General features: G+C 45.8%; 14 protein-coding genes. 1 reads left to right on the forward strand and 13 read right to left on the reverse strand.

The annotated features are described in order from the left end of the window. Nucleotides 1-260: 260 nt before the first annotated feature. Entirely contained in the window at nt 261-773 is a 513-nt protein-coding gene (locus WH46_RS19545) for a MogA/MoaB family molybdenum cofactor biosynthesis protein (protein ID WP_017814952.1), read from the forward strand. 298 nt (nt 774-1,071) lie between these two features. Here the strand turns inward: WH46_RS19545 and WH46_RS19550 are convergent, their stop codons facing one another. The 13 genes from WH46_RS19550 to rny all read right to left on the reverse strand — a co-directional run bounded on the left by WH46_RS19550 (nt 1,072) and on the right by rny (nt 14,257). After that, entirely contained in the window at nt 1,072-2,082 is a 1,011-nt protein-coding gene (locus WH46_RS19550) for an acrylyl-CoA reductase family protein (RefSeq protein ID WP_046228011.1), read from the reverse strand. 616 nt (nt 2,083-2,698) lie between these two features. Continuing rightward, a complete protein-coding gene (locus WH46_RS19555) occupies nt 2,699-4,153 on the reverse strand; it encodes a nicotinate phosphoribosyltransferase (protein ID WP_046228012.1) in 1,455 nt (484 codons plus the stop codon). 84 nt (nt 4,154-4,237) lie between these two features. Next, on the reverse strand, nt 4,238-4,777 hold the full coding sequence (locus WH46_RS19560; protein ID WP_017814949.1) for a cysteine hydrolase family protein: 540 nt from the start codon (nt 4,775-4,777) through the stop codon (nt 4,238-4,240). Between the two features lie 52 nt (nt 4,778-4,829). Then, on the reverse strand, nt 4,830-5,609 hold the full coding sequence (locus tag WH46_RS19565) for an NUDIX domain-containing protein (RefSeq protein ID WP_017814948.1): 780 nt from the start codon (nt 5,607-5,609) through the stop codon (nt 4,830-4,832). An 88-nt stretch (nt 5,610-5,697) separates the two neighbouring features. After that, on the reverse strand, nt 5,698-6,099 hold the full coding sequence (locus tag WH46_RS19570) for a PaaI family thioesterase (protein ID WP_046228013.1): 402 nt from the start codon (nt 6,097-6,099) through the stop codon (nt 5,698-5,700). A gap of 119 nt (nt 6,100-6,218) precedes the next feature. After that, nucleotides 6,219-7,247 carry a GNAT family N-acetyltransferase gene (locus tag WH46_RS23925; protein WP_197088295.1) on the reverse strand — a complete coding sequence of 343 codons (1,029 nt, stop codon included), beginning with the start codon at nt 7,245-7,247 and terminating at the stop codon, nt 6,219-6,221. Between the two features lie 126 nt (nt 7,248-7,373). Further along, nucleotides 7,374-7,781 (reverse strand): YlbF/YmcA family competence regulator, encoded by a 408-nt coding sequence (locus WH46_RS19580; protein WP_152425954.1) that lies wholly within the window; start codon nt 7,779-7,781, stop codon nt 7,374-7,376. Nucleotides 7,782-7,864: 83 nt separating this feature from the next. After that, nucleotides 7,865-9,415: a tRNA (N6-isopentenyl adenosine(37)-C2)-methylthiotransferase MiaB gene (gene miaB, locus WH46_RS19585; protein WP_046228014.1), complete on the reverse strand. Its 1,551-nt coding sequence runs from the start codon at nt 9,413-9,415 to the stop codon at nt 7,865-7,867. A 253-nt stretch (nt 9,416-9,668) separates the two neighbouring features. Beyond that, entirely contained in the window at nt 9,669-10,373 is a 705-nt protein-coding gene (locus tag WH46_RS19590) for a L,D-transpeptidase family protein (protein WP_231584384.1), read from the reverse strand. A gap of 271 nt (nt 10,374-10,644) precedes the next feature. Then, nucleotides 10,645-11,217 carry a phosphate propanoyltransferase gene (gene pduL, locus WH46_RS19595; protein ID WP_017813749.1) on the reverse strand — a complete coding sequence of 191 codons (573 nt, stop codon included), beginning with the start codon at nt 11,215-11,217 and terminating at the stop codon, nt 10,645-10,647. A gap of 229 nt (nt 11,218-11,446) precedes the next feature. Beyond that, entirely contained in the window at nt 11,447-11,707 is a 261-nt protein-coding gene (locus WH46_RS19600) for a stage V sporulation protein S (protein WP_017813748.1), read from the reverse strand. Nucleotides 11,708-11,856: 149 nt separating this feature from the next. Next, entirely contained in the window at nt 11,857-12,669 is an 813-nt protein-coding gene (locus WH46_RS19605) for a TIGR00282 family metallophosphoesterase (protein ID WP_046228015.1), read from the reverse strand. A gap of 46 nt (nt 12,670-12,715) precedes the next feature. Continuing rightward, on the reverse strand, nt 12,716-14,257 hold the full coding sequence (rny, locus tag WH46_RS19610; protein ID WP_017813746.1) for a ribonuclease Y: 1,542 nt from the start codon (nt 14,255-14,257) through the stop codon (nt 12,716-12,718). Between the last annotated feature and the right edge of the window lie 309 nt (nt 14,258-14,566).

Genomic DNA, 14,566 nt, shown 5'->3' on the forward strand with positions numbered 1-14,566 from the left:
AATATTATAAAGCAAATAACCTGCAATTGAATACATCTGCTTATTTGGTATCTAGAATGGGCTAGCTGAAAGATTGCTTCTCTTATGGATATTGGCAAAACCTATACAAATTCTCGACAATTGTACAACCATGCGGTAAACAGGTTGGATATGATAAAATAAAAGAGCTGTTTGGCAGCCAGTTTTTCCGTACTTATCTATCCATATATCCATTTCATAGGAGAATGTTATATGATCCAAATAAAGGAGCTGATCCACTTATGCGATCTGTAGATGAACACCGGGCAGAAGCCCCGGATACTGTTAAATGTATGGTAATTACCGTCTCCGATACACGTACTCCCGAGACGGATACAGGCGGTCAGCTGCTTCAACATCTGCTGACAGAACACGGCTATCAGGTGGTGGATTACCGGATTGTCCAGGATGATTATCAGGAGATTCGTGAGCTGCTGCATAATCATGCCGAACGTGAAGAGGTTGAAGCGATTCTACTGACAGGCGGTACTGGTATTGCTCCGCGCGATGTAACCTATGAAGCAGTACAAAGCCTGCTAACCAAAGAGCTGCCGGGATTCGGCGAGATTTTCCGCTATTTGAGTTTTGCTGAGGATATCGGTTCCGCCGCTATTCTAAGCCGAGCCATTGCCGGAACTATAGGACGTACTGCCGTCTTCTCCATGCCAGGTTCACGCGGTGCGGTCAAACTCGCTATGGAGCGAATCATTTTGCCGGAACTGGGTCATGTGATGCGGGAGATTTACAAAAAGTAAATTGCACATTTCAAGCAATATAATCAGAATTATCAAGCAAATAAAGGATTGAATCACAAAAACAGATAGGAAAGCATGTATTCACTACCCGGTCATCGGAATGATTAGTGTTTATACCGATGATCGGGTAGCTGTACATCCACCTATCTGTTTTGTTATACATCAATAGCTTTGGTATTTTGATACGAATTGATCATTATGAACACCTGTACATTGTCCAAACAAAATGCACTAACGATATGGATATTCAGTGTAAAATCATATTATTAAGTCCTGCTATCCTTGTATACAAATAGTATTACGCTTCCGGTTGATCATGAATACGAATCAATTGTCTGCCTACTGCCTGACCTGCCAGTACGGTTGCGAGCGCCTGGGGAATCTCTTCCATATCGTATACAGTGACTCCCTGCTGCAGTGCCGTATCGGGCTTCCAGTCTCCTGCCAGATGATTCCAGATACGCTGACGAATATCTACTGGACAAAATACCGAATCAATTCCGATTAATTGCACACCCCGCAGGATAAATGGAAATACACTACTCTCAAATTTCACGCCTGCCGTATTACCGGATACAGCAACAACCCCGCGATATTTAACTATCTTGAGCCGTTCACCAAGTGCAGCTCCGCCGGTAGGATCAATAATTCCTGCCCAGGCTGTTTTACCAAGCGCTCCTTTGACAGGCTGTTCGGTATCCTGTCTTGCTATTACCTGACTGGCTCCCAGCTTCTGCAGCCAATCGCTCTGCTCGGCCTTGCCACTGGAAGCATGCACTTCATAACCTAACCGGCTTAGAATGGATACAGCCATCGTCCCTACTCCACCGGTCGCACCGGTTACGAGGATAGGACCATCTTGCGGCTGTACGCCTCCTTGCACGAGCGCATCCACAGACATGGCAGCGGTAAACCCTGCTGTACCGATCATCATCGCTTCTTCTGCACTTAGGCCTGCTGGAAGCTTAACCAGCCACTCTGCAGGGACTCTGGCATATTCACTGTAACCGCCATAGTGGCTTACACCCAGCTTATAGCCGGTACACAGCACTTGGTCTCCAGGTTGAAATGTGCTGTCCGAAGACTCCACGACTTCTCCCGACAGATCAATGCCCGGTACAAATGGATATTGATTCACGACTTTGCCATCTGCCCGACTGGCAAGTCCATCTTTATAGTTAACATCGGAATAGGCTACTTTGACTGTAACGGTACCTTCTGGGAGCTGATCAGCAGTCAGCTGCTGAACCGAGCCTGTTACTTCTTCTCCTTGTTTCTCCAATACATATGCGCGAAATGTCTGTTCCATCCTGATCCATCCTCTCTGTTGTACTTACATCTACCAAGCAGTGTAGCTCATGTTCTGCTCTGTGCCTATAATCTTTCTCATATACCAATATAGTTGCTTGATCCAGACGTCAATTATCTTGCTACAGAATCTACTGTTATTGCAATATAATCTGTTAACATACCGAAATTCGGGATTCGCAGAAATGCTTATCGAGCAGCAAGTAGCTGATTATATGAGTATGATGCATACGTACGCTCTTTGAGTACTTTAACCAAAATAGGTCTCTCTAATACAAAATACAATTTGTTTCGCACAGTACTTCAATAGAGCTTCAATTGGGAAAATTTCTTTATACAGACATAGCTTTGCCATTGAATGCTGCTTTTTCTGCCCAGTCAGATCTTTTAATTAGAGGATGCAAGTGAACGATTATCATCATACTTCAAATAGAAAAACCTGCTCCTCTTTCGAGAAACAGGTTTTGTCAATAATCTGGATACGTGATTAAGGTAACAGCAAGAAATAGACAATGTACTACGGAGTGATGCATATGCCAGATCTTTTTTTACACTATCATCCGTTTGCATACCGAGTTATCCAGTAATAGGCATGATACCTACTTGTCTGCTTCTGCTCAGGCTTCTTCCGGTGGTAGATGCTCGGCAATCAGTTTCTGTTTCATTTCCCAGGCTTTGGGACTGATATTTACACGATAGATCTCCGGATTCAGCTTGCGCAGATATTCCGGCCAGAACTGTTCCAGTTGGGAACGGTGATAGTCTCTGATTTCATCCAGAGATGGCAGCTCATAGACTTGCTTGCCCTCAACGAATACCGGTTCCAGCATCGGGATCGCTTGATAATCCGATACATATTTACGAATATAAGGATGCAGTGGGTTAAATAGCTTGAGGCGTTTGCCTTCACGCGGCTCATCCTCATCCGGGAAGCAGATGTAATCGGCGATAGCCTTGCCGCTGCCTGTACTGATAATCCGGTATACATCTTTGCTGCCTGGTGTTGTTACTTTCTCGGGATTGGCCGAGATTTTGATCACCGGCTGCATTTTACCGTCAATATCACACTCTACCAACTTGTATACGCCGCCAAGTGACGGCTGATCCGAAGCTGTAATCAGCTGTGTCCCTACACCCCAGGTATCAATTTGTGCGCCCTGTGCTTTGAGATCCAGAATTGTATTCTCATCCAGATCATTAGAAGCGACAATTTTGACATAGGAGAGTCCGGCATCATCCAGCATTTTACGCGCCTGGATCGACAGATAGGATAAGTCACCACTGTCGAGACGTATCGCACTCATTTTTTTGCCACGAGCTTCCAGCTCCTTGGCTGTTTTGATCGCATGAGGTACTCCACTGCCCAGTGTATCAAATGTATCCACCAGCAATGTTACGCCATCCGGCAGTGCAGCCGCATAACGGTCAAAAGCTTCCTGTTCATTGCCGAAACTTTGTACCCAGGAGTGCGCATGCGTTCCTTTGGCAGGAATACCAAATTTGGCACCAGCCAATACATTGGATGTACCATGGAAGCCGGCAATATATGCTGCTCTCGCGCCCCAGATTGCCGCGTCAGCCTCCTGCGCTCGCCGTGTACCGAATTCCAGCAGAATATCATCTCCGGCCACCTGCTTGATGCGGGAAGCTTTGGTTGCGATCAGCGTCTGATAGTTCATAAAGTTCAGCAACGCCGTCTCAACAAGCTGTGCTTCCAGAATAGTTCCTTCCACCCGAATCAAAGGCTCATCTGCGAAAACAATGGCTCCTTCTTTCATTGCAGATATGCTGCCGTGAAAACGGAACTGACGCAGTTCATCCAGGAAACGGGTGTCATACTCTTCTTCCTGTTCTGCCAGAAACGCAATTTCATCTTCATGGAAAGTCAGATTATTGATATAGTTAACGATCCGCTCCAGACCGGCAAAAACGGCATATCCATTGCCAAACGGAAGCTTGCGGAAATAGGCTTCAAATACTGCCTTTTTCGTATGAGTTCCGTTAATCCAGTGCGCATACATCATATTGATCTGATATTTATCCGTATGTAAAGCAAGTCCCAGCTGTTTCATCAGTTCATTCACCTCATTTTTGTTATACCTGCCCTATTGCCCAATATGTGAATACTTGCACATATTGGGCAATAACCGGCATGATTAACTTTTAACCACATTTGCTCCAAGCGTACCTTTAAAATGTCCAAGTGCCCATTCATGACCGGCTGCATTGAAGCTTGCTACTGCATCTTCATGCACAGTAATCTGAAAACCGCGGTTATAAGCATCCACTGCCGTATGCAGGACGCAAATATCCGTGCAGACACCAATCAGATGCAATTCGGTAATCTTTCGCTGACGCAGCTGCATTTCCAGATCCGTCCCTGCAAAAGCGCTGTACCGCGTTTTGTCCATCCAATAGATCTGCTGTTGATGCTGCTCATACACCTGCTTGAGGCGTCCGTACAAATCGCGTCCTGTTGTTCCCCGAATATTGTGCGGTGGGAACAGAGAAGATTCGGGATGGTATGAATCATTCTCGTCATGCAGATCTACTGCCATGACTACCCATTCGCCCTCTCTCACGAACTGTTCCGTCAGCTCTACGATCTTTGGCTCTATATCAATACCCGGCTGTCCTACAGGCAGCTTGCCATCCACAAAATCATTTGTGTAATCAATTACAATCAAGGCTTTCATCAGATAGGCCTCCTTTGGGATTCAACCGGCTTATATACAGCACGGTGAGTGATCAGGAATAAATGGACAAACGCGGCATCAGCCCCGTGAACCGGTACAGCTGAGCCGGACGCTGGGAATACTGGTTGGAGCTGAGCGGATTTCCCTGCTCATCACGAACCTCTTCAATAATACCCTTACGGCTTCGTGTCGAAGTAATCTTGCGAATAAAGTTCGGTTCTTCAAAATCAGGCACGACTGCTTTGATTACCTGATACAATTCGCTCAGCGTAAATTCTGGTGGCAGAAACTTCTTGGCTATTACTGTACTAAGCATCTGCTCCTGAATCCGGTGATAGGCATCCTGGATAATATCGCGATGGTCAAAACCCAGTTCCAGCTGCTCCAATGCTTCTTCAATGGTAAACAATCCCACTTCTTCTGCATCGTCGGCAGCCTGCCGTTTTTCGAGAATTTCTTCTTCCACTAATGCAAAAAAGGCATGAGAGATAATCCAGCCGCGTGGATCTCGTCCAGGCTTGCTATACACACCCAGATATTCCAGATGACGCGCATCTGCATCAACACCGGTCTCTTCCTTGAGTTCGCGCTGGGCGGTCTCAAACAAGGATTCGGTATCTCTTGAGAATCCGCCAGGCAATGCCCATTTTCCGGCAAATGGCCAGGAACGGCGGCGGATTAGCATGACCTTAAGTTCCCGCAGTGGAAGCGTCTTGGTAAATGTTTTCCGTTCTTTTTTGGTCAGTGTAAACATAACAATATCGGCAGGCGCTCCATCGGGCGTACGGTACTTTTTGACATCGTACATATGCTGCTTGCTGTTATCGGTCATTTTCATCACCACTGTTCATTTTATCTTTTTGATAATATCATTATGACTCATTGTAGAAAGCAGGTCAACGTTTATTTGCTGATCCATTTTACTTCTGACGAGTTGCAATAAAAGTAGCTGTAGAAATAGCACCAGTCACGCCATTGCCATCCTTCACTTCAGCCTGTAGCGTAACTGTGCGTCCGGCATGGTGAATAACGCGAGCTTCAGCCAGCAGTTCACCTTCGGTCATGGCCTGTACAAAATGTGTATTCATATTGGTAGTTACACAAGGTTGTCCATCCTGCAGTGCCATTGACATCATTCCCATCGCCTGATCCATCATGGACATCAGCACACCACCATGAACAATATGCATATGGTTCAGGTGACGTGACGTTGCTGTCAGTCCTATCGTAATATGATCCAATTCACTTTTGATCAATCGGCAGCCAAGCAGCCCCCAGTACATCTGTTCACTTGCTTTCAATACTTCATCCCACTGTGTCATCGGGCGTTCCTCCTGTTAGTTCCATAGTGATTTTATCAACGCCCCATTATTGAAGCTGATATAAATGGATTTCACTGCTACATAGCAGTCTTGGTACATGTTTTACATAAAATAATATTCTACAATAGTAGCCCCATCTGAATGAGATCCACATATTGATCGTCTACCAGTAATGCATTTTTTTGAATTCCTTCCATACGAAAACCAAGAGAACGATATAGATGAATGCCACGCTCGTTGGCAGATTGTACGGTTAGTTCAATACGGTGCAGCTCCCGATCCTGTGCCCATTGCAACATGGTCTGGAATAATCGTCTTCCAATTCCACGGTTGGCATATTCCTGTAGTACGCCTATTACAACGTAAGCGCTATGTCGATTGCGGGACACTTTGCCGCCCATCGCTTCCAGATAGCCAATAATCTGTCCATCCCGTTCTGCCAGAAAAATATTGGAATTAGCGCTTCGAAGAGCATAACGAATCATATCCCTCTGCTCTGCTTCATTCATCATTCGCTCGCCTGGTTCCAGCAGCATATAGGTAGTCTGTTGATCCAGCCGCTTCTTCATGCGCAGCAATGGACCAGCGTCGCGAATCTGGGCAATACGTATCGATACACTCGCATGAAAATGAGACATGACTACAGGTCTCCGCTGCTTCACAGCATCCGGCCACACACGCTCCATCATGATTCGATCACAGCTGCAGACCTTATTCCCCACATGCTGCTGATCCAATCCGGCAAAATAATCCTGTTCCACGGCCACCATCCGGAATCCATGTTCTTGATAAAAAGCCAGCATATCTACACAGGAACTGCGAACACCTGCTGTCACTTTGCCGGCGTCCGCAGCTCTCAGGGCATCCAGTACTTCTATCAGCAGCTGACCGCCGATTTCTTGATGTGAATACTCCGGAGAGACCGCCATGTTCACAATCTCCCACTCTTCTGTACTTCGCTGGAGGATACCACATATACCTATTATCCGGTTCTCATACTCTGCCAGCCACCAACGGCAGTACTCGGCATACCGTTCTACAGATCCATAAGCCCGATTACCTATCAAAAGAAGAGGAAGCGGCAATGGCTCGTCCGCTTGCCTGAGACGAATGGATAAAGCACCGCTAGAATAATTGGAGGATTCCATAATCAGGTCACTTCTTTCTGTGTAATGGATATACCTTTTATCAATACAATGGCGCAGAATGTCTAGTAGGGCTGAGCTGAACGAATAAAAAAGACGCGGCATAAGCTCCGCGTCTCAGGTAGTGTATTAATCGCCGCATGACGAAGGAGGTGAATCTTTGCCGCTCTCGACATTGATTTTCTCGGATACCGTATCATAGATCGCGGAGACTACCATTTGCAGCAGATCGTTAATTTCCACCTGGCTTTCCTGAAAATCGGATACCAGTGGTATATCATCCATCTCCTGCTGCAGAGCAGTTATTTCCGCTTCGATCTTGGCAACCATCTTTTCGTTGCGGAGCGATTCAAAAGCTACAATCTCTTTTTGTTTCTTCTTGATCGTCTTGATCAGATTCTGCACCCGTTCATGGGACTGAATCATTTGTTCTGCTTTTCGAAAATGAACTACCTCTTCACTTCCGCCAATCAGATCTGACAATTCACGGGTTTTGGCGATAATATCTTCACGAATATAGAGCCCGGAGGTGTCCATACCCGGTATATTTGAGACCGCTGAATCCTGTTCATGATGATGTTCGTGTTCCATCGGTTCAAGTCTCCTTTCCTGCCTGTCGATCAGCCGATAGCTGCAGGCTCGGCGACTAGCTCGCCTTTAATATAAAACGATTTGGAATCGGTAATCTGTACATGCACAAATTCGCCAATCAGGTCCTCTGAACCTTCAAAGTGAACAAGCTTGTTCGTACGGGTACGTCCTGCCAGCACCTGATCGTTATTTTTGCTGGCACCCTCTACAAGCACTTCTACAACCTGACCGAGGAACTTTTCACTGCCGATACGGCTGTATTCCTTGATCGTGCTGTTGAGACGCTGCAGACGTTCCTTTTTCACTTCCATCGGTACATTGTCTTCCATTCCGGCCGCTGGTGTGCCTTCACGAGGAGAATAGATAAATGTATAGGCAGAATCAAAGCCTACTTCACGTACCAGAGACAACGTTTCTTCAAACTGCTCATCGGTCTCTCCCGGGAATCCAACAATAATATCGGTTGTCAGCACCGCATTCGGAATAGAGGTATAGATTTTGTGTGCCAGCTCCAGATAACGCTCACGCGTATATTTGCGGCTCATTCGTTTGAGCACTTCAGTACTGCCTGATTGAACCGGCAGATGAATATGCTCTACCAGATTACCACCCTGAGCCAGCACTTCAATCAGACGATCATCAAAATCGCGCGGGTGTGACGTAGTGAATCTCACACGCGGAATATCGATTTTGGAGATATCCTCCATTAGATCGCCAAACGTATAATTCATGCCTTCCAGATCCTTGCCATAGGCATTAACGTTCTGGCCAAGCAGTGTAATTTCCTTGAATCCCTGACGGGCCAGCTCGCGTACTTCCGCAATAACATCCTGCGGCAGACGGCTGCGCTCTTTGCCCCGGGTATATGGAACAATACAGTACGTACAAAATTTGTCGCAGCCATACATAATATTTACCCAGCCGCGCATACCCTGACGTTTTTTCGGCAGATTCTCGACGATGTCGCCTTCTTTGGACCATACTTCAACGACCATTTCTTTGCTAAACAGTGCGCCTTGGACCAGCTGCGGCAGACGATGAATATTATGGGTACCGAAGATCATATCAACAAAATTATGCTTTTGCATAATCCGGTTGACTACACCTTCTTCCTGCGCCATGCATCCGCATACCCCCAGCAGCAAGCCCGGACGCTCCAGCTTAAGGGTTTTGAGGTGACCCAGTTCGCCAAATACACGATCTTCCGCATTTTCGCGAATGGCACAGGTGTTCAGCAGAATGATATCCGCTTCTTCACGACTCTCGGTCGCCTGATAGCCCATTTGTTCCAGCATACCTTTGATGGTCTCCGAATCATGCTCGTTCATCTGACAGCCAAATGTATAGACCAGATAGTGTTTGCCCAGACCAATTTGTCGAAGCTCCTCAGGAACCGCATTTTCATACATGACCTGAGTCTCCTGCTTGCCACGCTTTTTCTCTTCGCGCTGATTGGGCTCGGAAATAATATGAATCTCGCGTCCGCGAATGCGGATTTTTTTGCCATGTTCATCTTCGGAGATGACTTTGGCATCCGAGAAGTCGAAATATTGGGAATAATCTTTTGTTTGCTTTGACATGCTATGCTGTCACTCCCCCACCATGAACATTTCCTGAGTGTACAGGCAGTATGCTAAATGAAATGTTATCGCTCATTCAACACAGCCTGACTAATATCAAGGATGTTAATCGATTGTTGCAGACATAAACAAAAAAGCACTAACTGTAATTATAGCATGGCCGTATCATTATAAAAAGCAAGGAATCATTCGTATGATCGGAGCAAGTTGTCCGTCTATAATGAACCCGGGGGCAGCTTGGCAATGAGTGCCCTCAGTAGATCTGGTTTCCTACTGCTATACGGATTTTCGGTAACTTATCGGGATCTATAGCAGTAAGCACCCGCAGCAGGTTTGACTCCGACATGGCAATACATCCTTCTGTCGGTTTATCTGCTGCACGCCAGATATGCATGAAAATGGCACTGCCTTTACCAGGTACGACCGGATCGGTATTATAGTTGATCACCATGGCATGTTTGTATAGTGGATTATTCAATCGTTCAAAAGAAGACCAACGATCATCAGGATTCCCTTCATAAGCAACCCAGCTGTTATAATCTGGAGACTTCGATGCATCAATCCAGTAGTCATCTGCACCTGCTGTCCGGTAATCGGTCTTCAGCCCGTCAGGTGGTAGAGAGCTGCTGCCAAAAGCCGTACCGAGTGTATACGTACCAATAGGAGTTTTCCCATCGCCTTCTTTCGTTTTACCAAGTCCATTTTGACCCAATACGACCGGGATCGGTCCGATTTGATGATGCCAGCCATCGGTCTGCTTCTCATATAGATACAGTCTGCCTGCCGTAGAGCTTTGACGGCTCGCGGTGACGATAATCATCTGTTCGCTATGCAGCTGATCCAGCTTTTGAAATAATCGACTCTCATTTAGAGGGGCTGCGGCGTCTGCCTGCCCTTGAACCGGTATATAACTCATCAGAATGGATAGCAGCAAGGTAACTTTGATACGATAATTCATCTACCCAACCTCCTGACTCTTCTATATGGTGTAACGATAATTTATATGTATTATAACAGCCGTATTTGATTTCATCTTACAAAAAGCCGAGTTATATTACTAGTCTGGAAATAAATCAGCGATTTTTCTTCAGCTGATAGAATTCAGAACCAGCACTTTGCTTTTCTAATCCAAATTGTAAAAAAACAGCAGTTCATAAATCGAACTGCTGCTTTTGGAGATTGCTATAGTACAACTACACATTCTACATGTATAGTTAGCTAAAATCATTTTAGTCGAGGATTTCGGCAGTGTCGCCAGTGCGTGCACCTGCAGCATTAGCTTCATCTGTATCGATATGCATATCCAGGGCAAAAGAATCGGATACACGTGCAATTACGTTTTCCAGTACCATACCGCGCTCGCCAGACAGACGAACACTCAGTTTTTGCTGATCTTTGATGCCCCATTTTTCAGCATCGGATGTATGGAAATGAATGTGACGTGCTGCCACGATAACACCTTCCTGAATTTCAACTTCACCAGCTGGTCCTTTGATCAGGATGCCTGGTGTACCTTCGATATTGCCGGATTCGCGCACAGGTGCTTTAACACCAATAGCAAAAGAATCAGTCAGGGAAATCTCTAGCTGTGTTGCCGAACGTGCTGGTCCAAGAATACGCACTTTAGGGAAAGAACCTTTGGAACCTACTACTTCAACAGTTTCGTTGGAAGCAAACTGGCCTGGCTGGGACAGCGGTTTGAATTCAGTCAGCTGGTAACCAGCACCGAACAGAATTTCTACATGCTCTTGGGACAGGTGAATATGACGCGCAGATACACCAACATTTACGATTTTACTCATTTACAATTCACTCCTTATATTGATTTACATTTGTGCTTTGTAACAAATTACACGTACATTGGCATTTGTAAAATGCACACGAATACATTATACATCTTTTACTATGAAAATGAAAACCAACTCAGCAAAAAGACCCGGTGCTTTCATGAAAAGCAACCAGGTCTACAGCATACTGAATATTAATCCATTTCATAAGGCTCATATCCAGAAGTCATATGAATCATTCCGATTATCTAGGCTCTACAATCAATTTCATGGCTGTTCTGTCTTCTCCATCAATCACAATATCGGTAAAGGCTGGAATACAAATCAGATCCACTCCGCTTGGTGCTACAAATCCTCGGGCAATAGCTACAGCTTTGATCGCTTGATTCAGTGCACCCGCTCCGATCGCTTGAAGCTCTGCAGCGCCGCGTTCACGCAACACTCCTGCCAGGGCTCCTGCGACTGAGTTGGGGTTGGATTTTGCTGACACTTTTAATACTTCCATGATAAGTACCTCCCCTAGGAATGAATGATGGCTTAGCTTCAAAAATGATCGAGATTGCGTCTAGTTAGTATTCGAGGATATGCTTCAAATTCCTTCTTTTCCAAACTTTCGTTTCCGAAAAGAAAGAAAGTTCTCAACAACTCAAGCGGTTAATCCATATACCACTGATCTTCATACATACGGATCTTTTCAATACGCTTGGCTCGGCCCGTCTGATCGTCAATTTCGACGAACACCGCATGGAAATGCCACTTTCCTTCACACACCTGGAATCGTGCTGGCAGCTGTGTCTGGAACTTGTACAGTACAGCCTCTTTTTCCATACCGAGTACACCCTCATAGGACCCTACCATACCTACGTCTGTCTGATAGGCGGTACCGCCGGGCAGAATAGTATCATCATTACTCTGCACATGCGTATGGGTTCCAACTACCATGGAAGCTCTGCCTTCCAGATGCCAGCCCATAGCAATTTTCTCGGACGTAGCTTCCGCGTGAAAATCGACCAGAATCGCATTGGTTTTTCCTTTTAACTCATCCATAATCTCGTCAGCCTTGCGGAAAGGGCAATCGATTGCCGGAAGGAATGTACGTCCTTGCAGATTCACAATAGCCAGCTGTTTGCTGCCAACTTTAATGATAGTGTATCCACGTCCAGGCGTATCCGGTGGAAAGTTAGCCGGGCGAACCATACGAGCTTCATCATCGATGAACTCGAAGATTTCCCTATTATCCCATGTATGATTCCCCATCGTAATACCATGAATTCCCAATGCAAATAATTCATTTGCAATCTTGCGGGTCAGACCGCGTCCTGACGCAGAGTTCTCCGCATTCGCAATAATGATATCCGGGGTATACTTTGATTTTAACCGTGGAAGACTCTCTTTAATCGCTTTACGTCCCGTACTGCCAACAATATCTCCAATAAAAATAACTTTAATGATAATTCCTCCGTCCATTAAAGCAAAAAGTGACCTGCAGACAGGTCACTTTTCGCATCACTCTTTATTTTGCGTAGTCAACCGCCCGTGTCTCACGGATTACAGTGACTTTGATATGCCCTGGATAATCCAGTTCATTTTCAATCGTTTTGGTAATGTCACGTGCCAAGCGGAAGCTTTCCGCATCGTCAATCTTATCCGGTTGTACCATAACGCGAATTTCGCGTCCGGCCTGAATCGCATAGGATTTTTCGACTCCATCGAAAGACTCGGAGATTTCTTCGAGTTTTTCCAGACGACGGATATACGTTTCCAGTGTCTCACGACGCGCCCCTGGTCTTGCGGCGGACAATGCATCTGCTGCACCAACGAGCATCGCAATAATGGAAGTAGCTTCCGTATCACCATGGTGAGAAGCAATACTGTTGATAACAACAGGATGCTCTTTGTATTTTTTAGCCAGTTCCACGCCGATTTCAACGTGTGAACCTTCTACTTCATGATCCAGTGCTTTACCGATATCATGCAGCAGACCCGCACGCTTGGCCAGTGTGATATCCTGTCCAAGCTCGGCAGCCATCAGGCCGGTAAGATAAGCGACCTCCATGGAGTGTTTGAGTACATTCTGACCATAACTTGTACGGAACTTGAGGCGTCCCAGAATTTTGATCAGATCCGGATGCAATCCGTGTACACCTACTTCAAAGGTGGACTGCTCTCCGTATTCACGGATACGCTCGTCTACCTCACGGCGTGCTTTATCTACCATTTCCTCGATACGTGCCGGGTGAATACGTCCGTCAGCCACCAGTTTCTCCAGGGCAGTACGAGCAATCTCACGGCGAATCGGGTCAAAACCAGACAGGATAACAGCTTCCGGCGTGTCGTCGATAATCAGGTCGATACCTGTTAACGTCTCCAGCGCACGGATATTACGTCCTTCACGTCCGATGATTCTACCCTTCATTTCTTCATTAGGCAAGGTGACTACAGAAACGGTAGTCTCCGCTACATGATCAGCTGCACAACGCTGAATAGCGAGTGTGATGATTTCACGAGAGCGTTTATCCGCTTCATTTTTAGCCTGTTGTTCGATATCTTTGATCATTTGCGCGGTTTCATGGCGCACTTCCTGTTCTACATTGCTCAGGATGATGCTGCGTGCATCTTCCATAGTCAGATTGGAGATACGTTCCAGTTCCGATACCTGACTGGTGTAGAGTTGTTCGATTTGCTGCTGTGTCTCTTCGATACGTTTCTCTTTGTTGGCCACTTGTTCTTCTTTGCGTTCCAGTGATTCCAGCTTTTTATCCAGCGACTCTTCTTTTTGCAACAATCGTCTTTCCAGGCGTTGATTTTCATTCCGACGCTCACGAATGTCTTTTTCAGCTTCAGCTCTGAATTTGTGTATTTCATCTTTTGCTTCCAGAACTGTTTCTTTTTTCAGTGCTTCTGCTTCTTTCTTCGCATTCTCTACGATCTGCGCAGCAGCAGTCTCAGCACTGGAAATTTTAGCTTCTGCAAGAGATTTGCGAATAAAATATCCGATCCCGAACCCAAAGAATAATGCGGCAACAACGAGAATTATGACCCAGAGATAACCCATTCTGTTCACCTCCTCGCTGATTCCTCCAAGGTATTCCTTGGGAATTACCATTTTGATGGGTAATGCAATGCTTCATCCCTTTAAATACGTCCATTGCTCATGCGGGTACATGTGCCAATTCCCTCTTCAAGGGAGATAAAACATCTTAATTATTCATACAATCATGATCACAGTAAGCATTCTTTACCTCATTCATCGTCTAACGATTCCAAAAATGACGTAAAAATGACAAACTGCATACATCCATTTTATTATTTGCCAAAAGACATTGTCAAGCAATTGACAGCTCTCTCTTTGAGAGCTTGATAC

The sequence above is a fragment of the Paenibacillus dauci genome (genome assembly GCF_000971985.1).
In the GTDB taxonomy this organism is placed as follows: Bacteria; Bacillota; Bacilli; order Paenibacillales; family Paenibacillaceae; genus Saccharibacillus; species Saccharibacillus dauci.